This window comes from Paenibacillus sp. FSL R7-277, assembly GCF_000517965.1.
Taxonomy (GTDB): domain Bacteria; phylum Bacillota; class Bacilli; order Paenibacillales; family Paenibacillaceae; genus Paenibacillus_AQ; species Paenibacillus_AQ silagei.
In genome coordinates this window covers 43057-65297 of record NZ_ASPX01000028.1, presented here as the reverse complement: position 1 = coordinate 65297, position 22241 = coordinate 43057, and the positions used below count along the sequence as shown (strand labels likewise).

Annotated in this window: 20 protein-coding genes; all 20 read right to left on the bottom strand. The window is 52.1% G+C overall.

Going from position 1 to position 22241, the window contains the following annotated elements:
• Position 1 precedes the first annotated feature (1 nt).
• Positions 2-2659, bottom strand: a complete 2658-nt coding sequence (gene infB, locus C173_RS10875) for a translation initiation factor IF-2 (RefSeq protein ID WP_036724727.1) — start codon at positions 2657-2659, stop codon at positions 2-4.
• Positions 2652-2975 (bottom strand): YlxQ family RNA-binding protein, encoded by a 324-nt coding sequence (locus C173_RS34460; protein ID WP_036724725.1) that lies wholly within the window; start codon positions 2973-2975, stop codon positions 2652-2654. The genes infB and C173_RS34460 overlap by 8 nt, the downstream gene beginning before the upstream one ends.
• Positions 2968-3276 carry an RNase P modulator RnpM gene (gene rnpM / locus C173_RS10865; RefSeq protein ID WP_036692616.1) on the bottom strand — a complete coding sequence of 103 codons (309 nt, stop codon included), beginning with the start codon at positions 3274-3276 and terminating at the stop codon, positions 2968-2970. Before rnpM ends, C173_RS34460 begins: the two co-directional genes overlap by 8 nt.
• A gap of 30 nt (positions 3277-3306) precedes the next feature.
• Positions 3307-4404 (bottom strand): transcription termination factor NusA, encoded by a 1098-nt coding sequence (gene nusA, locus C173_RS10860; protein WP_036724723.1) that lies wholly within the window; start codon positions 4402-4404, stop codon positions 3307-3309.
• Positions 4405-4430: 26 nt separating this feature from the next.
• Positions 4431-4898, bottom strand: a complete 468-nt coding sequence (gene rimP, locus C173_RS10855; protein WP_036724721.1) for a ribosome maturation factor RimP — start codon at positions 4896-4898, stop codon at positions 4431-4433.
• A 191-nt stretch (positions 4899-5089) separates the two neighbouring features.
• Complete coding sequence (locus C173_RS10850) at positions 5090-9421, bottom strand: PolC-type DNA polymerase III (protein ID WP_036724720.1); 4332 nt, start codon at positions 9419-9421, stop codon at positions 5090-5092.
• A gap of 130 nt (positions 9422-9551) precedes the next feature.
• The gene (gene proS / locus C173_RS10845; RefSeq protein ID WP_036724718.1) at positions 9552-11000 is read right to left on the bottom strand and encodes a proline--tRNA ligase; all 1449 of its coding nucleotides are present in this window, start codon (positions 10998-11000) and stop codon (positions 9552-9554) included.
• 95 nt (positions 11001-11095) lie between these two features.
• Positions 11096-12370, bottom strand: coding sequence for an RIP metalloprotease RseP (gene rseP / locus C173_RS10840; protein WP_036724717.1), 1275 nt, complete (start codon positions 12368-12370; stop codon positions 11096-11098).
• Between the two features lie 147 nt (positions 12371-12517).
• Positions 12518-13657: a 1-deoxy-D-xylulose-5-phosphate reductoisomerase gene (locus C173_RS10835; protein ID WP_036724716.1), complete on the bottom strand. Its 1140-nt coding sequence runs from the start codon at positions 13655-13657 to the stop codon at positions 12518-12520.
• Positions 13658-13680: 23 nt separating this feature from the next.
• On the bottom strand, positions 13681-14484 hold the full coding sequence (locus C173_RS10830; RefSeq protein WP_036724714.1) for a phosphatidate cytidylyltransferase: 804 nt from the start codon (positions 14482-14484) through the stop codon (positions 13681-13683).
• A gap of 20 nt (positions 14485-14504) precedes the next feature.
• Complete coding sequence (locus tag C173_RS10825) at positions 14505-15272, bottom strand: isoprenyl transferase (RefSeq protein ID WP_036724712.1); 768 nt, start codon at positions 15270-15272, stop codon at positions 14505-14507.
• A 78-nt stretch (positions 15273-15350) separates the two neighbouring features.
• Positions 15351-15905 carry a ribosome recycling factor gene (frr, locus tag C173_RS10820; RefSeq protein WP_036724711.1) on the bottom strand — a complete coding sequence of 185 codons (555 nt, stop codon included), beginning with the start codon at positions 15903-15905 and terminating at the stop codon, positions 15351-15353.
• Positions 15906-16634 carry a UMP kinase gene (gene pyrH, locus C173_RS10815; protein ID WP_036692582.1) on the bottom strand — a complete coding sequence of 243 codons (729 nt, stop codon included), beginning with the start codon at positions 16632-16634 and terminating at the stop codon, positions 15906-15908.
• Positions 16635-16736: 102 nt separating this feature from the next.
• Positions 16737-17387, bottom strand: a complete 651-nt coding sequence (gene tsf / locus C173_RS10810; RefSeq protein ID WP_036724710.1) for a translation elongation factor Ts — start codon at positions 17385-17387, stop codon at positions 16737-16739.
• A gap of 146 nt (positions 17388-17533) precedes the next feature.
• Positions 17534-18235, bottom strand: a complete 702-nt coding sequence (gene rpsB, locus C173_RS10805; protein ID WP_036692565.1) for a 30S ribosomal protein S2 — start codon at positions 18233-18235, stop codon at positions 17534-17536.
• A gap of 161 nt (positions 18236-18396) precedes the next feature.
• Entirely contained in the window at positions 18397-18999 is a 603-nt protein-coding gene (locus C173_RS10800; RefSeq protein ID WP_036724709.1) for a hypothetical protein, read from the bottom strand.
• The gene (locus C173_RS10795; RefSeq protein ID WP_036724708.1) at positions 18996-19568 is read right to left on the bottom strand and encodes a hypothetical protein; all 573 of its coding nucleotides are present in this window, start codon (positions 19566-19568) and stop codon (positions 18996-18998) included. Before C173_RS10795 ends, C173_RS10800 begins: the two co-directional genes overlap by 4 nt.
• A gap of 68 nt (positions 19569-19636) precedes the next feature.
• The gene (locus C173_RS10790; RefSeq protein WP_036724706.1) at positions 19637-19945 is read right to left on the bottom strand and encodes a hypothetical protein; all 309 of its coding nucleotides are present in this window, start codon (positions 19943-19945) and stop codon (positions 19637-19639) included.
• Between the two features lie 69 nt (positions 19946-20014).
• Positions 20015-21418 (bottom strand): DUF342 domain-containing protein, encoded by a 1404-nt coding sequence (locus C173_RS10785; RefSeq protein ID WP_036724705.1) that lies wholly within the window; start codon positions 21416-21418, stop codon positions 20015-20017.
• 30 nt (positions 21419-21448) lie between these two features.
• Positions 21449-22237, bottom strand: coding sequence for a FliA/WhiG family RNA polymerase sigma factor (locus C173_RS10780; protein ID WP_036724703.1), 789 nt, complete (start codon positions 22235-22237; stop codon positions 21449-21451).
• Between the last annotated feature and the right edge of the window lie 4 nt (positions 22238-22241).

Below are 22241 nucleotides of genomic sequence, written 5' to 3'. Positions count from 1 at the left end.
CTTAGCGCTCTACCGTTTCCATGATGAATGCTTCGATGATGTCGCCTTCAAGGACATCATTATAGCGTTCCAAAGTTATGCCACATTCATAACCCTGTGCCACTTCTTTTGCATCATCTTTGAAACGCTTCAAGGTGTCGATTTTGCCTGTGAAGACAACGATACCGCTGCGGATCAGGCGCATTTCAGCATTGCGGGTAATTTTGCCGTCGGTAACCATACAACCTGCGACACTGCCCACTTTGCTGATTTTGAATACGTTGCGCACTTCAGCGTGGCCGATAACGTTCTCTTTAAAGATAGGATCAAGCATGCCCTTCATGGCACTTTCAATCTCTTCAATGACATTGTAGATGATGTTATGCAGACGCACATCCACCTTCTCCTGCTCAGCTGCCGCTTTCGTCTGGGCATCCGGACGAACGTTGAAGCCAATCACAATAGCATTGGAAGCTGCTGCCAGGGTAATATCGGATTCTGTAATCGCGCCGGCACCGCTGTGAAGGATCTTCACGCGTACGCCTTCCACTTCGATCTTGGCCAAGGAGCCCTTAAGCGCCTCTACCGAACCCTGAACGTCACCCTTGATGATTACGTTAAGATCCTTGATCTCGCCGTCCTTGATGTGCTTGAACAGATCATCCAGCGTAACGCGGGTGTTCGTGTTCAGCTCGGACTGGCGCTGCGATGTAGAACGTCTGTCAGAGATTGCGCGTGCTTTACGCTCATCTTCGAAGGCCATGAACGGATCGCCCGCCTGCGGCACCTCGGTCAGACCGGTAATTTCCACTGGAGTGGAAGGTCCCGCTTCCTTGATTTTGCGTCCCTTGTCATTCACCATGGCGCGTACGCGGCCGAAGCAGTTACCCGCTACAAATGCGTCTCCGACCTTCAGCGTACCGTTCTGCACCAGAATACGGGCAACCGGTCCACGGTTCTTGTCAAGCTCAGCTTCTATAACAGTACCGCGTGCCCGTTTGTCCGGGTTCGCCTTGTACTCATTCACTTCGGCAACGAGCAGGATCATTTCCAGCAGCTCTTCAAGGTTAATGCGCTGCTTAGCCGACAGGTTGACGAAGATTGTATCGCCGCCCCACTCTTCCGGCACCAGCTCATAGCTTGTAAGCTCCTGCTTCACCTTGTCAGGGTCTGCGCCCGGCTTATCGATCTTGTTAACTGCCACAATGATCGGAAGTCCGGCTGCCTTGGCATGGTTGATCGCTTCTACAGTCTGAGGCATTACGCCGTCATCTGCAGCTACAACGATAATCGTCATATCTGTAACCTGGGCACCACGGGCACGCATTGCGGTGAACGCTTCATGGCCCGGAGTATCAAGGAATGTGATTTTCTTATGATTAATCTCAACCTGATAGGCACCGATATGCTGCGTAATTCCGCCTGCTTCGCCGCCGGATACATTCGTGGAACGGATAGCATCGAGCAAGGTTGTTTTACCATGGTCAACGTGCCCCATGATCGTTACAACCGGTGGCCGTGTCATCAGATCGTCTTCGGAATCATTCTCTTCAACGGTCTCGAAGCTGTCTTCGTCAACCGGAATCTTCACTTCTACTTCTACGCCGAATTCGCCGGCCAGCAGCAGAATCGTATCGATATCAAGCTCCTGATTGATGGTGGCCATAACCCCCATCGAGATCAGCTTCTTAATCACTTCCGAAGCATCCTTGTGAAGCAGCTTCGCGGTTTCACCCACGGTCATGCTGCCACGGACAATGATCTTCTTAGGTGTGTTGTCAATCTTCTCACGATATACGGTCGGCTGGTTTCTGCCGCGGTTGTTCTTGCCGCCACGGCCGCGATAGTTGCCGCCCTTGTTGTCGTCGTAACGTTTCTGGCCGCTGTTGTTGCCGCCAGGTCTGCCGCCAGTGGTATTCTTCTTAGGGCCGTCATTGCGTGAGAAACCTCCGCCTGCATTGCCTTGACCTGACGGACGGTCACCTGTACGTGGTGCGCCGCCTTGTCCTTGCGGACGGCTGCCAGTAGAGCTGCCCTGTGGGCGGCTTCCGCTAGTAGAACTGCCTTGTGGACGGCTTCCGCCAGTAGAGCTGCCTTGCGGACGGCTGCCAGTGGAGCTGCCCTGTGGACGGCTTCCGCCAGTAGAGCTGCCTTGTGGACGGCTTCCGCCAGCGGAGCTGCCCTGTGGGCGGCTGCCGGTGGAGCTGCCTTGCGGGCGGCTGCCAGTCGAACTGCTTTGCGGACGGCTGCTGCTTGAACTGCCCTGCGGGCGGGAATTCTGAGCGGAGCCTGATGTTTGTGTTCTGCGGGAATCTTGTCCGCTTTGGGGCCTTGGGGACGTCGTCGATTGGTTGTTGTTTTGGTTACTGTTCATACCTACCTGCTTTTCCGAATGAATTTTGTTGGTATTCTGAGCACTGCGTACTTCGGCGGTTACCGCACCGGTAGTCACTACCGGACGGCTGCTGGTGCCGTTGTCCCGCTTGGCTGCAGCGTTTGACTTGATGTCCTTGAAGAATTGTTCAACTTTGTTCACGGAGCCATTCTCCATGACACTCATATGATTATTCACCGGGACATCCAAACGCTTCAGAATGGTAATAATTTCTTTACTGCTCATGTTCAAAGACTTGGCATATTCGTATACGCGCAGCTTATCCTTATTATCTTCTTTAGTCAATAACTCCACCTCCGACAGTATCTCCAAGCGTTCTGGAGATCATTTCCGCGAATCCTTTATCCGTAACGGCCAGCACCACGCGCTGGTCCTTACCAATACTTGCACCGAGTTCATCCCGGTGAAATGCGATTACTAGTGGAATATCGTAGGTTCCGCATTTATCGCGGAACTTCTTCTGGGTATTATCTGAAGCGTCACCTGCCAGGACGACCAGCTTCGCCTCTGAAGACCGCACTGCCTTAAGCACAGCCTCATCGCCGGTGACAATCTTGCCTGCTCTCATCGCAAGCCCTAAATAAGAAAGTGTCTTACTCATTGTCCTCACTATCCTTCGCTGCCAAAAACTGCTCCTCCACGGATGCAAAATCCCGGGCAAGCTGGGCATAGATTTCAGGACTGACCTGACATTTCAATGCCCGGTCAAGTGCTTTGGTCTTCTGTGCTAGCTTAAAGTATTCCAGTTTACCGCAGATATAAGCGCCACGGCCCGACTTCTTGCCTGTCAGGTCGATCAGCACCTCGCCTTCAGGCGTTCTCACCACGCGAATCAGCTCTTTCTTGGGCATCATCTCCTGGCTGGCAACGCATTTACGCAGCGGCACCTTTCTTTGCTTCATAACAAAGCACCTCCCGTCAGTCAGCATTCATTAATCGATGGAGACGGAATCCTGATGCATTTCATCATTGGACGATCTGGGTCTGCCGTATTCCTGCTCCGCCTGCGTCTCGCTCTTGATATCGATCTTCCAGCCGGTCAGCTTGGCGGCAAGACGGGCATTCTGCCCCTTGATGCCGATAGCCAGCGACAGCTGATAGTCAGGAACAATGACGCGGGCCATTTTCTCAGCTTCAAAGACTTGAACCTCAAGCACCTTGGACGGGCTAAGAGCATTGGCTACGTACTCCTGCACCAGCTCGGAATATCTGACGATATCAATCTTCTCACCGCGAAGCTCAGTCACGATGGTCTGTACACGTGTGCCTCTCGGCCCTACGCAGGAGCCCACCGGGTCCACTTCAGGATTGCGTGAGAACACGGCGATCTTGGAGCGGAAGCCGGCTTCGCGGGCAACGGAACGAATCTCCACCACCCCGTCAAAAATCTCCGGCACCTCCAGCTCGAACAGACGCTTCAGGAGACCCGGATGACTGCGGGACAGCATGATCTGCGGTCCTTTGGTCGTGTTCTCCACCTTGGTGATATAAGCCTTGATGCGCTCGCTCTGCTTGAACTTCTCTCCAGGCATCAGCTCGCTCAGCGGAAGAACCGCCTCGATTTTGCCAAGATCCACATAGATATTGCGCATATCCTGACGCTGTACAAGGCCGGTAACAATATCATCTTCCTTGTCGATAAAAGCGTTATAGATCAGGCCGCGTTCCGCTTCACGGATACGCTGGGTAACTACCTGCTTCGCAGTCTGGGCGGCAATGCGGCCGAAATCACGCGGCGTGACCTCCTGCTCGGCGATGTCCTCCAGCTGGAAATGCGGGTTGATCTCCCGGGCAGCCAGGAGTGAGATCTCAGTCCGTGCATCGAGAACCTCCTCCACAATCAGCTTGCGGGCAAACACCTTGATTACGCCTGTGTTGCGGTTCATATCCACACGCACATTCTGCGCCGCATTGAAATTGCGTTTATAGCTGGAGATCAGCGCCGCTTCGATGGCTTCGAACAGCACATCCTTGCTGATGCCTTTCTCCCTTTCCAGTTCATTCATTGCTTCAATAAACTCCATACTCATGAAATTCCGGTCCCCCTTTCAAGACGTTAAAAAATAATGGCCAATCTCGCACTGGCGACCTTGGCGTAAGGTACCACATGTTCTTTTTTGCCCGCGGAGATGAGCAGTTCCTCGTTCTCGAACGAGAGCAACCGGCCTTCGAATTCTTTGAGTCCTTGAATCGGCTCATAGACCGTTACATATACGTCCTTGCCTACTGCCTTGGCGACATCCGCAGCTTTCTTGAGCGGACGCTCAGCTCCCGGCGAGGAGACTTCAAGGAAATACGCTTCGGAGAACGGATCATTCTCATCCAGCTTCTGGCTGATATATTCGCTGATGGTACCGCAGTCATCGATATCGATGCCGCCCTCTTTGTCTACGAATACGCGCAGAAACCAGTTGGAGCCTTCCTTCACGTATTCAACGTCCACCAGTTCGAAACCATTGTCCTCGAGATAGGACCCGAGCAGCTGCTCTACCGTTTGTTTAATTTTGGATTTGGGTGTGCTCAAAAGAAGATTACCTCCACGAACTTGTCTTTTGCTATATACCAAAGATAAAGAGTGGGTTTCCCCACTCTTTACACAACGGACTTATCTCATTATTACCAAAAAAATTATACCATAGTGAGGCAGCACTGACAAGTACCAGCCCTTGACTCCCCTTTTTAAAGGACTCTATATGCTATCACTTAAGCCGGTTGTTAGAACAGTGAAAGCTGGTTGCTCTCCGGCAATCCCCGGAAGCAGCCCATTCCCGTGAGCAGCTCAATCACCGTTTTACTGGCCTTGGATTTCTGCTGGAAATCCTCAATGGAGAGGAATTCTCCTGCGTCCTTGGCAGCGGCGATATTAATCGCAGCATTATCCCCGATTCCCGCAAGCGAGGAGAATGGAGGGATCAGGCTCGTACCGTCTACCGTAAATTTGGTAGCGTCCGAGCGGTACAGATCAATGTTCTTGAAGGTGAAGCCGCGTGCGGTCATCTCCAGGGCCATCTCCAGGACCGGAAGCATGGCTTTTTCCTTAGGCAGCGCCTGGAAGCCCTTGGCTTCGATCTCTACCAGCTGGCGCGCAATGGCTTCGTAGCCTTTGCAGCACAGCTCGATATCGAAATCCGCCGCGCGGACCGAGAAGTAAGTCGCATAGTATTCTATCGGATGATACAGCTTGAAGAAGGCTGTTCGCACCGCTGAAATAACATAAGCCGCGGCATGGGCCTTCGGGAACATATACTGGATTTTGAGACAGGAATCAATGTACCACTGCGGCACCTTGCAATTCTTCATCTCTTCAATCCACTCCGGCGGCAAGCCCTTCCCTTTACGCACGCTCTCCGTAATTTTGAAGGCCAGACTGGCATCCATGCCCGCCTTATAGATCAGATAGAGCATAATATCATCACGGCAGCCGATTACCGTCTTAATGTTGCAGGTGTTGTTCTTGATCAGCTCCTGGGCATTTCCCAGCCACACGCCGGTTCCATGGGACAGCCCCGAAATCTGCAGCAAATCGGCAAAGCTGGACGGCTTCGCTTCGACAAGCATCTGGCGGACGAACTTCGTCCCCATCTCGGGCACTCCATAAGTGGCTACCGGGGTGCGGATCTGATCCGGCCTTACCCCGAGCGCATCCGTAGAGTTGAACATACTCATCACCTTCGGATCATTCATTGGAATAGTCGTCGGGTCGACGCCAGTCAGATCCTGCAGCATCCGCATCATCGTCGGATCATCGTGGCCGAGAATATCGAGCTTGAGCAGGTTGGCATCGAAGGCGTGATAGTCGAAATGGGTGGTCTTCCACTCGGCTGTCACATCATCCGCCGGGAACTGCACCGGAGTGATATCTTCGATCTCCATGTAGTCCGGCAAAACAACGATACCGCCGGGATGCTGCCCTGTACTGCGCTTCACACCGGTACAGCCGGCGGCAAGCCGTCCGACCTCCGCGCCGCGCCAGCGCTTCTGGTGATGCTCCTCATATTTCTTGGTGAAGCCGAAGGCGGTCTTCTCCGCCACCGTACCAATGGTTCCCGCGCGGAATACATTGTCCGGACCGAACATTGTTTTGGTAAAATTATGGGCGTTCGGCTGATACTCCCCGGAGAAGTTAAGGTCGATATCGGGAACCTTGTCCCCTTTGAAGCCCAGGAAGGTCTCAAACGGAATATCCTGTCCTTCTCCCTTAAGCTTGCCGCCGCAATCCGGACAGTCCTTATCCGGCAAGTCAAAGCCGCTCGGCACACTTCCGTCCAGGAACCATTCGCTGTGCCGGCATTCGGAATTGGTGCAGATATAGTGGGCCGGAAGCGGATTAACCTCCGATATTCCAAGGAATGTTGCCACTACCGACGAGCCTACCGAGCCACGGGAACCGACGAGATAACCATCCTGGTTCGACTTTTTGACCAGCCGTTCCGAGATCAGATAGTTGGCGGAGAACCCGTATTTAATAATCGGGGCAAGCTCCTTCTCCAGACGGGCAACCACAACCTCCGGCAGCTCCTCGCCGTAGATCGATTTGGCAGTGTCATAGCAGGTATTGCGGATCTCATCATCCGCACCTTCAATAATAGGCGTGAAGAGATCGCTTGGGAACAGATCGTATTCCTCGAACCGCTCAGCCAGCTCAACAGTATTCGTTACCACGACTTCCTTCGCTTTGGCTGCACCCAAGTATTCGAACTCGGCAAGCATCTCATCGGTTGTACGGAAGTGGGCATCCGGCTTGTTCTGGTCCTTCAGCGGACTGAACCCGGTAATCCCGTGGATCGTAATATCGCGGAACAGCTTATCGCGCGGCTCCAGATAGTGCACATTCCCAGTGGCTATCACCGGCTTGTTTATCTGCTCGCCAATCTCACAGATTTTGCGTACAACTCCCCGCAGGTCCTCTGGACTCGCTACGAACCCTTTATCCACCAGATGCATGTACATGGTCAGCGGCTGGATTTCCAGCACATCATAGAACTGGGCAACCTCAATCGCCTCTTCTACGGTCTTGTTCAGCACAGCCTCGAAGAACTCGCCCCGCTCACAGCCGGATATGACGAGCAGTCCGTCACGATGCTCTTCAAGCTTCGATTTGGGAATGCAGGGTACCCGCTTGTAGTACTCGGTATGCGACATGGAGATCAACTTGTAGAGGTTCTTTTTGCCGATGGGATTCAGTGCATAGATGCCGCAGTGAAACGGCCGCACATTCGACAGGTCATTGCCTACATAATCATTCAGCCGGTCCAGCCGGGTCATCCCCTTCATCTTCTCCGCATCGGCCAAAAGACCGTTCAGAATCCCGCCCAGTGCTATCGTATCATCCACCGCACGGTGATGGCTCTCCAGCAGTACCTTGTACTTGTCAGCAAGCGTATTGAGCCGGTGGTTCTTCATTTTGGGGAAGAGCAGACGCGCCAGCTCCAGCGTATCCAGTGAAGGATTCGGCAGCTCCGGCTGCCCCAGCTTCTTCAGAGAAGCTTGAATGAAGCCCATATCGAACCGCGCATTGTGCGCAACGAGAATGCTGTCTCCTACAAACTCCACGAATTCCTTAAGTACCGGTTCCAGATCCGGGGCATCCTTGACCATTTCATCCGTAATGTTCGTCAGCTGCTGGATGTGGTAGGGAATTTTCTCATGCGGATTGACGAAGGTGGTGTAGCGGTCCAGCTCCTTGCCTTCGCACATCTTGATCGCCGCAAGCTCCGTGATGTTATTGCGTGTGATGGACAACCCCGTGGTCTCGATGTCAAAAACGACATAGGTTGCCGTCTTAAGCTCCAGCGGCTGCGCATTCTCCACGATATTGACCGCGTCATTGACGACATTAGCCTCCACACCGTAGAGCATCTTGAGCTTATGCTTATGGGCGGCATGATTCGCATCCGGGAAGCTCTGAACATTGCCGTGGTCGGTAACTGCAAGTGCCGGGTGGCCCCATTTCGCAGCTGTTTTGACATAGGCATCAATCGGTGCTACCGCATCCATCGTGCTCATAGTCGTATGCAGGTGGAACTCCACGCGCTTCTCCTTGGCATTGTCCTTACGGGCAGGCGGCGCCGACACCTCGGTCAGATCCGAAGGAATCATCACCAGCTCGGGAATCTGCATGAACCGGTCATACTCCACTTTTCCGCGCGCCCGGACCCATTTTCCGTTAGCCAGCTGGCCCATGATCTTCAGCTCTTCCTTGGTTTTGGCGAACATCTTCATCTGCAGGGAATCCGTAAAGTCTGTGATGCAGAAGGTGAACAGCGTATTCCCGTTACGCAGCTCTTTGCTGTCCAGCCCGAAGATCGTCCCCTGGATTGTAATCTTCTTCTCTTCATCCTGAATCTCCAGAATGGAGACGGCCTGCTCCTTAATGTCATTCCCGATCTGAAGCTTAATGACCTCGCCCGGGTCCCCCGCTTCTTCAGGCTCGTCCGGCTCACTGTTCATCATCATCAGCTCTACCAGCTCACGCTGCTCCTGCTGGAGCTTCTGCTGGAACTCCTCATAGGCATCCGCTTTGTTCTTGGTCTCATCCTCGGACATCTGCAGCTTGACCTTGAGAGGGAGCGCGAAGTATTTATCATAATATTTAATAATGGCGGCTTCGATACCCTTTTTGCGGGCCAGTTCGAGCGACATGGAATCGTTCAGGCTTAGGATGAGCGTGCCGTCCTGCAGCTCCTGGCTGGAGCGCGTCAGCCAACCGTTGACGGACGGAATCTCACGCTGGACCCACTCCAGGAACATGCCCCAGTACTCCTGTACAATATCAGCTCTGCTTACAGTATCATCATATAGGAACAAGAAGCTGACCTTGGCAATATGCTGCAGCTTCTCACGCATTCTAAGGATAAATGCCCGGTAGGTCTGGGCGGGAATCAGGGTTGTCTTCGCAATCACGATATGCCAGTCATGGTTGCCGCGGCTAATCTCCACCCGTTCAATCTGTCCGTCTACAAAATAGGGATCAATCATAGCAGGTGGAATCTCCCCCTGCTTCATCAACAGCTCAAACCTCTTTCTTCTCTCCACGTTCTGCTCCATGCATTCCCCACCTAACTCGGCAATAATTGTAAGAAAAAGCCTCCAGCTTAAAAAGCATTGGGTACTTGCGGCCCGCCGACTCCTCTCGCCAGAAGCTGATATAAAAAAATAACAAATATAAGGTTGCCGATTAATATGCTTTGGCAAATACAACCGTATGCTGAGCAGGCTTGCCGCAGCAAATACAGGTCTCTTTCGTTTCTGACGGGTGGAACGGAATATTACGGCTGCCTGCGCCGGTCTCTTCCTTGACCTTATCTTCACATTCCTCAGAGCCGCACCAGCCTGCAAGCGCAAAGCCGCGTTTCTCTTCCATAGAATCCTTCATCTGCTCAAGAGTGTCTACGGAATAGAAATGATCCTCACGGAATTTCAGTGCCCGCTCGTACATTTCCTGATGGACCTGCGCAAGCATCGCATTCACTTCTTCAACCAGGTTCTCCTGCTGAATGACCTTCTTCTCGCCGCTGATCCGGGATACGAGCACGCAGACGCCATTCTCCATATCACGCGGTCCAAGCTCCAGACGGACAGGGACGCCGCGCATTTCATATTCATTGAACTTCCAGCCCGGGGTTACATCCGCACGGTCATCTACACGCACGCGGATACCGGCGCTCTTAAGCTCACCAAACAGTTCGTCGGTACGTCCGATGACTGCTTCGCGGGTCTTAGGCGGTCCGATTGGAATCATAATGACTTGCGTAGGTGCTACCTTCGGCGGCAGAGCCAGTCCGCGGTCGTCACCATGCACCATGATGAGGGAACCGATCAGACGCGTGGTAGAGCCCCACGAGGTGGTATGTGCATGTTCCAGTACATTCTCCCGGTTCAGATATTGGATATCAAAAGCAACCGCGAACTTGGTGCCCAGATAATGTGAGGTAGCGGCCTGTACAGCCCGTCCATCCTTCATCATCGCTTCAATGGAATACGTATCCACAGCACCGGCGAACCGCTCGGATGGCGTCTTCTGTCCGGTCACTACCGGAATAGCCAGAAAGGTCTCCACGAAGTCGCGGTAATTATCAAGCATCTTCATCGTTTCTTCACGTGCTTCCGTCTCATTCTCATGCGCGGTATGGCCTTCCTGCCAGAGGAATTCCGTCGTACGGATGAACGGCAGGGTACGTTTCTCCCAGCGGACCACGTTGGCCCATTGGTTGATCAGCACCGGAAGGTCGCGGTAAGACTGAATCCACTTGGAATACATATGGCCGAACATCGTCTCGGACGTAGGACGGATTGCCAGACGTTCTTCCAGCACATCGCCTCCGGCCTCAGTCACCCAAGGCAGCTCCGGGTTGAAGCCCTCCACATGTTCCTTCTCCTTCTGGAAAAAGCTCTCGGGAATGAACAGCGGGAAGTAGGCATTCCGGTGACCGGTCGCCTTCAGGCGGCGGTTCATTTCCTCCTGAATATGCTCCCAGATTTCATAGCCGTCCGGTTTGAACACGATACAGCCGCGGACCGGCGAATAATCCATCAGGTCCGCTTTTTTGATAACATCGATATACCAGCGTGAGAAATCCTCGCCCTGCGGCGTGATCTCTGTAACGAACTGCTTGTCTTTGGCCATGTGAAGAAATCCTCCTATTATTCGCCCCTCAGATTGCACATTAGGTGTGAAGCCCAATCAAATGCATCGTGGGATAAAAAAAGATATGACATCCGTCAGCCGCTTATGAGGCGTAAAATATCATTATACGTAACAGCGATCATCACCAGGAACAGCAGGGCAAAGCCTACAAAGTGGACCATGCCTTCCCTGCTCGGGTCCACCGGCTTGCCGCGCAGTGCCTCAACACCCAGGAATACAAGCCGGCTGCCATCCAGTGCAGGAATCGGCAGAAGATTGAAGATCCCCAGATAGAGGCTGAGAATAGCCGCCCAATAGGTCAAATACTGAATCCCCTGCTGGGCAATCTGCCCGGTCAATTGGAACGTGCCCACCGGCCCGGAGATATCATCCATATTAAATTTGTTGATCAGCTGCTTGAAGCCGATAAAAATCAGCTTGGTGGTGTCGACCATAGCTGTACCGGACTTGGTAATTGTCTCCCCCACTCCGGCCTTGCGGGTAGGAAGCTCCGGCGTAATTCCTACCTTGCCGCCTTGCTCCCCTTCCATTCCACGGGGAATCATGGTCACATTCAAGGTCTCTTCGCCGCGCTTCAGCGTCCAGTTCATTTCTTTGCCTTTGGAGGCTGAAGTCAGCTTGATCATCTTCTGGTAATCTCCGCCGATGGCCTGCCCGTCCACAGTGACGACGATGTCGCCCTTCTGAAGACCTGCTTCCTGCGCAGGCATTCCTAAGCTGACGTCACCGATCTTCACATAGGTCGGATTCTCCACCGGGATTCCAGCCATCTGCAGATGAAGTGCAAATAGCACAAACGCCAGAATGAAGTTCATCACCGGTCCGGCCAGGATCGCTATCGCGCGCTGGCCGACGGTTTTGCTGCCGAACTGGCGGTCCTTGGGCGCAATTTGCGTCTGCTGGGTGCCTTTGATCATCATCGCCTGCGGATTCACATCATAGGTGGTCACTTCACCATCTACATCAAGGCGGATCTTCAGTTCATTCTCCAGATCCGTGAACTGTGCTTCACCGCGTATAACATTTCTGCGCGTATCCAGGGAATCGAGGTAAATATTCTTTACCTTGTTATCCTGGCCCAGCCGGACAGCAATGGTCTGCCCCGGGCCGATCTCAACCATCTCCGGATCTTCGCCGGCCATACGGGCGTATCCCCCGAAGGGCAGCAGGCGGAGCGTGAACTGGGTTTCACCGCGTTTATAAGAGAACAGTTTCGGACCGAAACCGATCGCAAATTCCCGTACAAGAATTCCGGCGCGTTTGGCAAAATAATAATGTCCCCATTCATGGACAGTCACCAGAACAAAGAACATAAACACCGTTAAAAAAACAACTCTTACCATCTCCATAGCGCAACATTCCCCCTTAAGGTGTAAGACCGAAGTATGTCCTCTTAATTTATCATTATTCCAAGGCAGGGCACAAGAGAATCAACAGTCCACACCTATTTTTCAGGGTACAGCCATATTCACCGTTTCCAAAGGCCTCTTATCCCTTTACAGGACAGCCGCAAGCTCCCGGGAAGCTATATCGCTACTGTGAATCTGTTCCAGACCGGGGTTCGCTTCACCCTGATGACGCTGAAGCACTTCATCAATAATCTCATCGATCCGCAGGAAGGGAATCTCACCGCGCAGGAAGCGGGCCACGGCGACCTCATTGGCTGCATTGAAAGCTGTTGTGAATGTGCCGCCCGCTATGCCGCAGTCAATAGCCATCTTCAGCGCCGGATAGCGCTCATAATCCATCTCCCGGAAGGTCAGGCTGGCTACCTGAGCCAGAGACAAACGCTTCGCAGGAGACGGCCAGCGGTCGGGATAGGTGAGCGCATATTGAATGGGAACCCGCATATCAGGAGTCCCAAGCTGAGCAATAATGCTGCTGTCGCAGAACTCCACATAGGAGTGAATGATACTCTCCGGATGCAGCACCACATCAATCTGCTCATACGGAAGGGCGAACAAATGGTGGGCTTCAATAACCTCCAGGCCTTTGTTAACCATGGTTGCCGAGTCAATAGTAATCTTGGCCCCCATGCTCCAATTGGGGTGGCGCAGTGCGTCCGCTACGGTAACATTCGTAAGCTGTTCACGCTTATAATCACGGAACGAGCCACCCGAGGCAGTAATGGTAATTGAAGCCACATCTTCACGGTTCTCCCCATTTAAGCATTGGAAAATCGCCGAATGCTCGCTGTCCACTGGCAGCAGCTTCACGCCTTTGCGTCCAGCCAGCTCTGTAACCAGATGTCCGGCGGTCACCAGTGTCTCCTTATTAGCCAGTCCAATATGTCTGCCGGCTTCAATCGCCGCCAGCGTAGACTGAAGTCCTACACTGCCTACAAGCGCAGTTACGACCGTCTGTGCATCGCCTCCGGCAGCAATCTCCACCAGACCTTCACTTCCGCTGTACAGCTCTACACCGGCAGGCAGACTGGATCTGATCTCCTCTGCAAGCTCCTTCGTGGATACCGATACACGGCGAGGCTTGAAACGGCGGACCTGTTCCAGCAGCAGTGAAGTATTACTTCCCGCCGCCAGTCCATCGACTTCAAAAGCTTCCGGATGCATAGCTACCACATCCAGCGTCTGGGTACCGATGGAACCCGTGGAGCCGAGAATACTAATTCTTTTCACAGTTGCTTTCCTTCTCCCTGTCGTTAATAGTAAGGCATCAGCATTACGATATGTACGAAAGGAAATACGATGATCCAGCTGTCGCAGCGGTCCAGGATGCCACCGTGACCCGGCAAGAGTGAGCCTGAATCCTTAATACCGTACACCCGTTTATAGGCAGATTGTACAAGATCTCCAAGCTGACCCAGCACAGCGCAGGCAATTCCAATCAGCAGCGCGCGTCCGATAGTCAGCAGATCAGGAACCAGTATAGCAAACACAATCGATATGACAGCAGAAATCAATACTCCGCCAAACGCGCCCTCTATAGTCTTGTTAGGACTGATCGCAGGCCACAGCTTGTTCTTCCCGAAGCTTCTGCCGACAAAATAGGCTCCGGCATCACTGCCCCATATACAGCACAGCAGCAGGATCGTCCAGAAGAGGCCATGGCCATCTCCCGCACCGCGGGCGATTCCCATATACGAGAACCCCATTCCTATGTAAACAATGCCAGTGAACATCATCGCGGTGATTTTGATATCAAGCTTATTCTTACTGAAGACAGTGACCAGCAGGAACAGCAGCAATACCAGCCAAATCCCCTGTTCCCAGGAGAATAGCTTATTAGTTCCCAGGAGATCCCAAGGAATCATAAAGCCTACTACAGAGGCATAACCAAATACAGCAGTCAGCCCGAAGGTTGCTGTACCTGTCATTTTCACAAATTCATAATAGCCGATGAGGGCCATCGCAGTCAGCATCAGCTGATACGGCCAGCCACCCCAATAGCATAACCCTAAAAACAAGGCCCCGGCAACAATTCCGGTAATCAATCGCTGCTTCAAAGAATCCCTCTCCCATCAGGCTACTTCAATCCACCATAACGGCGTGTGCGGCGCTGATATTCAGCCACAGCCTGCATCAGATGCGTCTTGTCGAACTCCGGCCAGTACGCATCCGTAAACCAAAATTCACTATAGGCGATTTGCCACAGCATAAAGTTACTGAGCCGCATCTCCCCGCTCGTACGGATGAGCAGGTCAGGATCGGGTAATCCGCTGGATGACAGTCTGTTGTCAATCAGCTCTGAAGTGATCTCTTCAGGTGACAGAATTCCTGCCTGGATATCCTTGCCCAGAGCGCGCATACAGTCCTCAATTTCCTTACGCCCGCCGTAGTTCAGAGCAAAATTAAGTATAAGTCCGGTATTGCTTAGTGTGCGGGCGACCGCTTCTTCCATCGCCTTGCGGGTATGGGAAGGCAAAGCCTCCGTGTTGCCCATTACGCGCACCTGTACATTCTTCTCAATGAGTTCATCCAGTTCAATCGCCAGGAATTCTACGGGGAGGCGCATCAGGAAATCCACTTCATCCTTAGGCCGGGTCCAGTTCTCCGTAGAGAAAGCGTACAGAGTCAAAAATTCTACTCCGAGGTCATTCGCTGCAATCGTAGCACGTTTGACTGCCTTCATCCCGTTCTGATGGCCCACAACCCGGGGCATACCGCGCCGCTTCGCCCAGCGCCCGTTGCCATCCATAATTATCGCTACGTGCCGGGGAATATTATCCGGTGAAATCTCGACTGGCTCCTGCCTGTCTTTACGGCTCAGCCATTCTTGAATCCGTTTGATCATTTCCGTTTCCTCCAAGCTCTTATCAGAAAGAGACAAACCCCACCATTAACGGAGGGGCCTGAAGTCTCATGAATTTCGTTATACTTCCATAATCTCTTTTTCTTTGGACAAGAGCACTTTGTCGACTTCAGCTATGAACTTATCCGTTGATTTCTGGATATCTTCCTGATGTCCATGTGATTCATCTTCTGAAATGCCGTTCTTCTCCATCTTCTTGATGTCATCATTGGCATCGCGGCGGATGTTGCGGATCGCTACCTTCGCTTCTTCACCGAACTTCTTGGTGAATTTCACCAGCTCAGTGCGGCGTTCTTCGGTAAGCGGAGGAATCGACAGGCGGATGATCGTACCGTCATTGGCTGGAGTAATCCCAATGTCTGATTTCATAATCGCCTTTTCGATGTCTGACATTGAAGTTTTGTCCCACGGCTGGATCAGCAGGGTCCGGGAATCCGGTGTGCTGATGTTGGCCAGCTGATTAATAGGAGTTGGAGCACCGTAATATTCAACCTGGATGCGATCCAGCAGCGACGTCGAAGCGCGTCCTGCCCGCAGTGTTGCCAAGTCGCGTTTCAGCGAGAGAATCGCTTTTTCCATACGCTCTTCGGCATTCTTCTTAACCGATTGTGGCATTTAATTTACACTCCCTTTAACGATCGTCCCGATCTTTTCGCCGAGAACGACGCGTTTAATATTGCCTTGCTCTGTAATAGCAAACACAATGAGCGGTATATTATTATCCATGCAGAGTGAGGAAGCGGTAGAATCCATAACCCCCAGGTTTTTGTTCAGAATATCCATGTAAGTAAGCTGCTCATATTTCACGGCTGTGCTGTCCTTGAACGGATCTGCTGAGTAGACGCCGTCTACCTTATTCTTGGCCATGAGGATAACCTCGGCTTCAATCTCGGCTGCTCTAAGTGCTGCCGTAGTATCTGTCGAGAAGAACGGATTCCCTGTCCCTGCGGCAAAAATAACTACGCGGCCCTTCTCCAGATGCCGGATCGCCCGGCGGCGGATATAAGGCTCAGCAATCTGCTGCATGGCAATAGAGGTCTGAACCCGGGTAGGGACATCGATCTGCTCCAGAGCGTCCTGCAATGCCAGCGAGTTCATCACTGTTGCCAGCATTCCCATATAATCGGCTGTTGCCCGGTCAATACCGCTTGCACTTCCGGCGATTCCGCGCCAGATGTTGCCACCGCCGCATACAATCGCAACCTGAACTCCAAGCTCCACGACTTCCTTGACCTGCTCTGCAATAGAGATGATCGTATCGGCATCGATGCCATAGCCATTCTGTCCGGCGAGCGATTCACCGCTTACCTTAAGGACTACTCTCTTAAATACCGGTTGTTCCAATTATATACCCTCACTTTCTACAAAAGACGGAACACTACTTGTATGTGTTCCGCTCTTTTGATGCTTGCCTGTATTCAGTTCTTATTCAATGTCATGCAGTTATTATTGTTTTACTTGTGCCATAACTTCTTCTACGAAGTTGTCGACTTTCTTCTCAAGACCTTCACCCAGTTCGAAACGAACAAAGCGGCGGATGGTGATGTTCTCGCCGATCGTGCTGATTTTTTCATTCAGCAGCTGGGAGATTGTCTTGTCCGGGTCTTTAACGAAGGATTGCTCCATCAGGCAATATTCTTCATAGAACTTGCTGATGCGGCCTTCCACCATTTTTTCAACGATCTTCTCAGGCTTGCCTTCGTTCAGCGCTTGTGCCTTAAGAATTTCTTTTTCCTTCTCTACGTCTGCAGAAGGTACTTCTTCACGGCGGACATACAGCGGGTTCGCTGCTGCGATTTGCATAGCGATGTCACGTGCGAATTCTCTGAAGGAATCGGTTTTGCCTACAAAGTCAGTTTCGCAGTTAATTTCTACCAGAACGCCAATACGGCCGCCAGCGTGGATATAGGATTCTACAGTACCTTCAGTAGCAATACGTCCTGCTTTGTTGGCTGCTGCGGACAGACCTTTTTCACGAAGCAATTCTGCTGCTTTGGTGATATCGTTGTTTGCTTCTTCCAAAGCTTTCTTACAATCGAGCATTCCTGCCCCGGTTCTTTCACGAAGTTCCTTCACTGCTTTTGCATCTACTGCCATTGTTATTCCCTCCAGGATCATAGTCGTTGTCATACGCAGGCATAAAGTGATACTCGCATGCATTTTAAAAAAAGGGCAGTGAGAGGTTATCCACCTGCCAACCACCCTTTTTCATTTAAGTTTATGTTTTATGTTCCGGTTACTACTTAAGCTGTAGTTGTGTCTTCGCCCTGATGAGCTTCAACAACGGCATCAGCCATCTTACCAGTCAAGAGCTTCACGGCGCGGATAGCGTCGTCATTGCCTGGAATTACGTAGTCAATTTCATCCGGATCGCAGTTAGTATCAACGATAGCTACGATAGGAATACCCAATTTGCGAGCTTCTGCTACAGCAATGCGCTCTTTACGCGGGTCAATGATGAACAGCGCGCTTGGAAGACCTTTCATGTTCTTGATACCGCCCAGGAATTTCTCAAGACGATCTTTCTCTTTGCGGAGAAGGATAACTTCTTTCTTAGGCAATACTGCAAAGGTACCGTCTTCTTCCCAAGCTTCCAATTTCTTCAGGCGGTCAATACGCTTCTGAATAGTCTGGAAGTTAGTCAGGGTACCACCGAGCCAACGCTGGTTAATGAAGAACATACCCGAACGTTCAGCTTCTTCTTTTACGGAATCCTGTGCCTGCTTCTTTGTTCCTACGAATAGGATTGTGCCGTTGTCGCCAGCGACGCTCTTTACAAAGTTGTAAGCTTCCTCTACCTTTTTGACTGTCTTTTGCAAGTCAATAATGTAAATTCCGTTTCTTTCAGTGAAGATATAACGATCCATCTTTGGGTTCCAACGACGAGTCTGGTGACCGAAGTGTACCCCAGCTTCGAGAAGCTGCTTCATGGAGATTACTGCCATCTTCACACACCTCCTAAGTTTGGTTTATTGTGTGTCTCCTCCGCCGCGCGTCATCTTTCAGCAAGACTTTCTTCAGAAGAAAGCACCCCTTGTCGAAATCAACCGGCGTGTGTTTTAACACCGTCAATTAATATATCATAATAAAACAGCCTATGCAACGATTACTTTTTTACGGTAATCAGCTTGTCAATAATGGAGTTGATGCTCTCTCCCTTGGTGAAGCTGTAGCTGCCGTATTGAATGATAGTATTCACCTTACGGCTGTTTGCCGTCTGGAGGAACTTATTCTTATCCTCAATAACCCCGGCTTCCGCAAGTAAATCTGCCGTCTGGGCGAGAGTAATTCCAGTGGGAATCTTAAGAGAGATTACCCCGTCAACCGCAGCCACAGGCGCTTCAGGCGTAGCCGGAGCCTTGGTAACAGGTGCTGCGGTGCTCTGCGGCTGTGCAGGAGCTGAAGGCTTGCCCGGAGTCGTTGCGGCGCTTGGCACTGCAGCCGGCTTGGGCGGGACAGCAGGCGTAGATGCCGGTGTTGCTGCTGGCGCCCCGGAAGCCTGGGCCTTGGCCGCTTCCTCCGGGGACGGCGTTGCTGTTGCAGCAGCTTCTGCCGGATCTACAACAGTCAGGTTCAGGCTAGCCGCTTGCCGGATCAGCTCTTCTTTGGTCAGAGGCGCCGTCCGTCCGGCTATCATCAGCTGCAGCAGCAGCGCGCCGGCTATCAGCCCGACCCCTAGTCCCAGCATAAAGAACCGGTTCTTCATCATACGGATTCCTCCTGCTGGGCAAGCTGCAGGATCAGTTGCACCTCACCCCGCTGCAGACCGGCAGTCTTGGCGATAGAATCGATTGATTTCCCTTGCTCATGCAGCTCGAACAGCCGGGGATACCGCAGCTTAATGGAGCTGACGGGTCTTGGCTTAACAGGAGGTACTGCCTCGGCAGCCTGTTCCCTGCCCTGGGGCTTCTCCGCGTGGCCGGACGAAGCTTCCCGCGAGAAGGTGGCTGCCAGCTGAAGCAGTCCCTTCTCTTCTGCGGTCAGCCGCGCATCCATCAGCAGCAGGCTCTTCTGCAGCTCGCCCACCTGCTCCCGCAGTCCACCGATCTCTTCCTGCAGGGCCGCCTTATTGCTCTGTGACTGTGTCTTAATACTGCCCACCAGCTTCAGCAGCTCGGAGTTCTCATGCTCGATATCGGCCATGTAGAGCTCCAGAGCCGCCTCCGTCTCCTTCAGGCTCTTCTTCTCCGAGTCTTCCTTACCCGTCCTGGCCGGCAGCCGCAGGGCATAAACAATAGCAACTGCGCCTACCAGCACGATGTATACCCATGGTTCCAAGTGTGTAATCTCCTTCTGCGTTTAATTCATAGGATGCCTTAACTGCATTTGCGGTTATTCTGTCCCAATCAGAGACTGAAATCTATACGGTGCCCTTTATAAGGGTGTTCGGCATCATGGGTGTTCTCCTGCTTATCCGGCTTGCGCGGATGAGACTGACTGCCAGAGCCGCTCCCCTTGCCGCCATCCCGCAGCGCGGATTCTGCGGACTCGTCCACCTCGCTGCTGCGCTGCGCAATCTCCTGGGTCTGCTTGACATTCTGGCCTGCCAATTGCTGCTGGTCGAGTGCAGGACGCTGCTGAAGGTTGTTCTGAACTTTGCCCGCATCATGGGTACGGGGCAAAGCAATTTGCAGTTCCACCGGTTTCAGACTCATAAGATCCCTCTTTTCCACTCATTGGTTACAGAATCAAGGAATAGCAGGCCGCCTCAGCTGCCTGCCTGATTATACATACGGTATTATGGATATATCCCCTTCACTGTAAATGAAGGATACCCGCTCCGTCGGGTCCTTGACGAACCTGGTATATCTGCCGATTACGATCTTAGAGCCTCCATAGATCGTCTTGACGACATCAACCTTAGCTCTGCCGGTGTCCTCCAGCATGCGCTCGATCTCCAGCACACGCTCTTTAATTCTCTTTTCATCACGCATATGGGATTGCTTGGTTGCATTAAGCTTGACGCGAAGCGCCACCTTATCGGGCGATAGCTGGCCATTGTTCGCCAGCTGATTAAGCAGATACAGCGCCTTATTGGTCTTGTCCTCATTCTCAAGAAGCTGACGAAGCTCCTGGCGCAGTTCGTTGATCTCATTTCTCAGCTCGGGAACAACGCCCACTTCAATCGCTGTAGCTGTAGACATGGTATTGCCGATGGTGCGGGCAATCACGTGTTCACCCGCCTGCACAATACCGCCAACAATTAAGCCTTTGGCGCCGTTGCACAACACGTCGCGGCCTGCCCGTATGCTGGAATGCATGATGCTTTGTGAGACTATAACATCCTCCCCGGCCACAACATTGCCATCCTGGATGAACGAGACCTTAACATTTTTACCGGCATGAACGAGCCCTTTATTATATCCGATGATGCCGCCCGTAATCTCGATGGACCCGCCCGATATCAGCTCGGCCCCCTCTACACCGCCGACCACCCGGATATCTCCTGCGGATTTGACGGTGAAGCCGGTAAGCACATTGCCGCGGATGACCACCGTGCCCACGAAATCAATATTGCCCGTGCTGTAATCCACATCCCCATTGATTTCATACACCGGAAATACATTGATCTTGCCCTTGTCTGTCAGCGTGACCAATCCGTCAATCGCCGAATACATGGAGGTCTCTTCCTGATCCACCACCACATTCTTGCCTACCTTGAAATGAGCCTCCTTCCCTGCCCGGAACGGAAGCTCCTCCCCGGTTACCATTTTGCCGCTCACACCGTTCTCTGCCGGAATAACCTTGGCAATAAGCTGGCCCTTCCTTACGTTATGCAGCCGGACCAACTCTTTGTAATCCACCTTGCCATCCTCTTTCTCCAGAGGCTTGCGGTCCTCCTCCATATCAACGGTCAGCACAATACGACCATCCTTACCGTTGACAGCAGGCTGTCCAATCGCGATCGGCACCCGGTTCCAGAAGTATTCTTCCGGGTTGCTGCTAATCCGCTGCACAATATCATGCTGGATACCGAAACGAATATTGTGACTGGACAGGAAGCTCTCAAGGTCCTCGACCGAACAGGTGAAATTCTCATCCTTCTTGGTGAACTGAAGGTAAGCAATCCCCTTATCCTCCGAAAAAGTAATGCTCAGGTATTGGCTCAATACATATTGACCGATCAATTTCTGCTCCCCCTTGTCACCGTCACCCGGTTAATCATTTTGCATCAGAAGGTCCCGGTTCTTCTCAAGTGTTCCTCTTAGCCGCAAAATAGCTTTGGAATGAAGCTGGGAGATTCGCGAAGGAGACAGTGACATCACTTCCGCAATCTCGCTTAAAGATAAATCCTCATAATATAAAAGGGACACGACGGTCCGTTCTTTCACTGTTAGTTTCTCGATGCCTTTGGTTAGCGTATCCCGCAGGTAGAACTCATTCACTTTACGGTCCGGATTCTTGGCCTTGTCATCTACCAATATGGACATTCGTGTCTCTGATTCTTCTTCACGTATAGGATCTTCCAATGAACAGAGCGACATTACTGCGACATCCTGCAGCATCGTCTGAAACTCCGTTTCCGAAATATTCAGATACTTGCTCATTTCATCGTCACTTACCGATCTCAAATACTTCTGCTCCAGCTGCTGGTAGGCATCCTCGATTTTTTTCGCTTTTTCGCGTACGGATCTGGGAACCCAGTCACTTTGCCGCAGAGAATCAAGGATTGCTCCCCGAACCCGCCACGAAGCATAGGTCTGGAATTGAAGCCCCCGCTTGTAGTCGAATTTTTCGATCGCATCAATGAGTCCCATGACACCGTTGCTGGCCAAATCGTCCTTGGAGACGTTTTTGGGCAGCCCTACTGCCAGACGGCTGGACACGTAATCAACAATATGGAGATAACTCTCAATCAGCTTTTTTTTAGCTTCAGGATCGCCGTGTTCTTTCCACTGCTCCCAAAGCAGGTCTGTTTCCGACTGAGCTGCTTTACGCTCGTTCAACGGC

Coding starts and splice junctions, on each gene's coding strand:
- C173_RS10800 (WP_036724709.1), bottom strand. CDS start 18,999: ATGATGAAGAACCGGTTCTTTATGCTGGGACTAGGGGTCGGGCTGATA.
- rnpM (WP_036692616.1), bottom strand. CDS start 3,276: ATGAAGCAAAGAAAGGTGCCGCTGCGTAAATGCGTTGCCAGCCAGGAG.
- nusA (WP_036724723.1), bottom strand. CDS start 4,404: ATGAGTATGGAGTTTATTGAAGCAATGAATGAACTGGAAAGGGAGAAA.
- rpsB (WP_036692565.1), bottom strand. CDS start 18,235: ATGGCAGTAATCTCCATGAAGCAGCTTCTCGAAGCTGGGGTACACTTC.
- C173_RS10850 (WP_036724720.1), bottom strand. CDS start 9,421: ATGGAGCAGAACGTGGAGAGAAGAAAGAGGTTTGAGCTGTTGATGAAG.
- C173_RS10790 (WP_036724706.1), bottom strand. CDS start 19,945: ATGAGTCTGAAACCGGTGGAACTGCAAATTGCTTTGCCCCGTACCCAT.
- proS (WP_036724718.1), bottom strand. CDS start 11,000: ATGGCCAAAGACAAGCAGTTCGTTACAGAGATCACGCCGCAGGGCGAG.
- tsf (WP_036724710.1), bottom strand. CDS start 17,387: ATGGCAGTAGATGCAAAAGCAGTGAAGGAACTTCGTGAAAGAACCGGG.
- rseP (WP_036724717.1), bottom strand. CDS start 12,370: ATGGAGATGGTAAGAGTTGTTTTTTTAACGGTGTTTATGTTCTTTGTT.
- C173_RS10825 (WP_036724712.1), bottom strand. CDS start 15,272: ATGATCAAACGGATTCAAGAATGGCTGAGCCGTAAAGACAGGCAGGAG.
- C173_RS34460 (WP_036724725.1), bottom strand. CDS start 2,975: ATGAGTAAGACACTTTCTTATTTAGGGCTTGCGATGAGAGCAGGCAAG.
- frr (WP_036724711.1), bottom strand. CDS start 15,905: ATGCCACAATCGGTTAAGAAGAATGCCGAAGAGCGTATGGAAAAAGCG.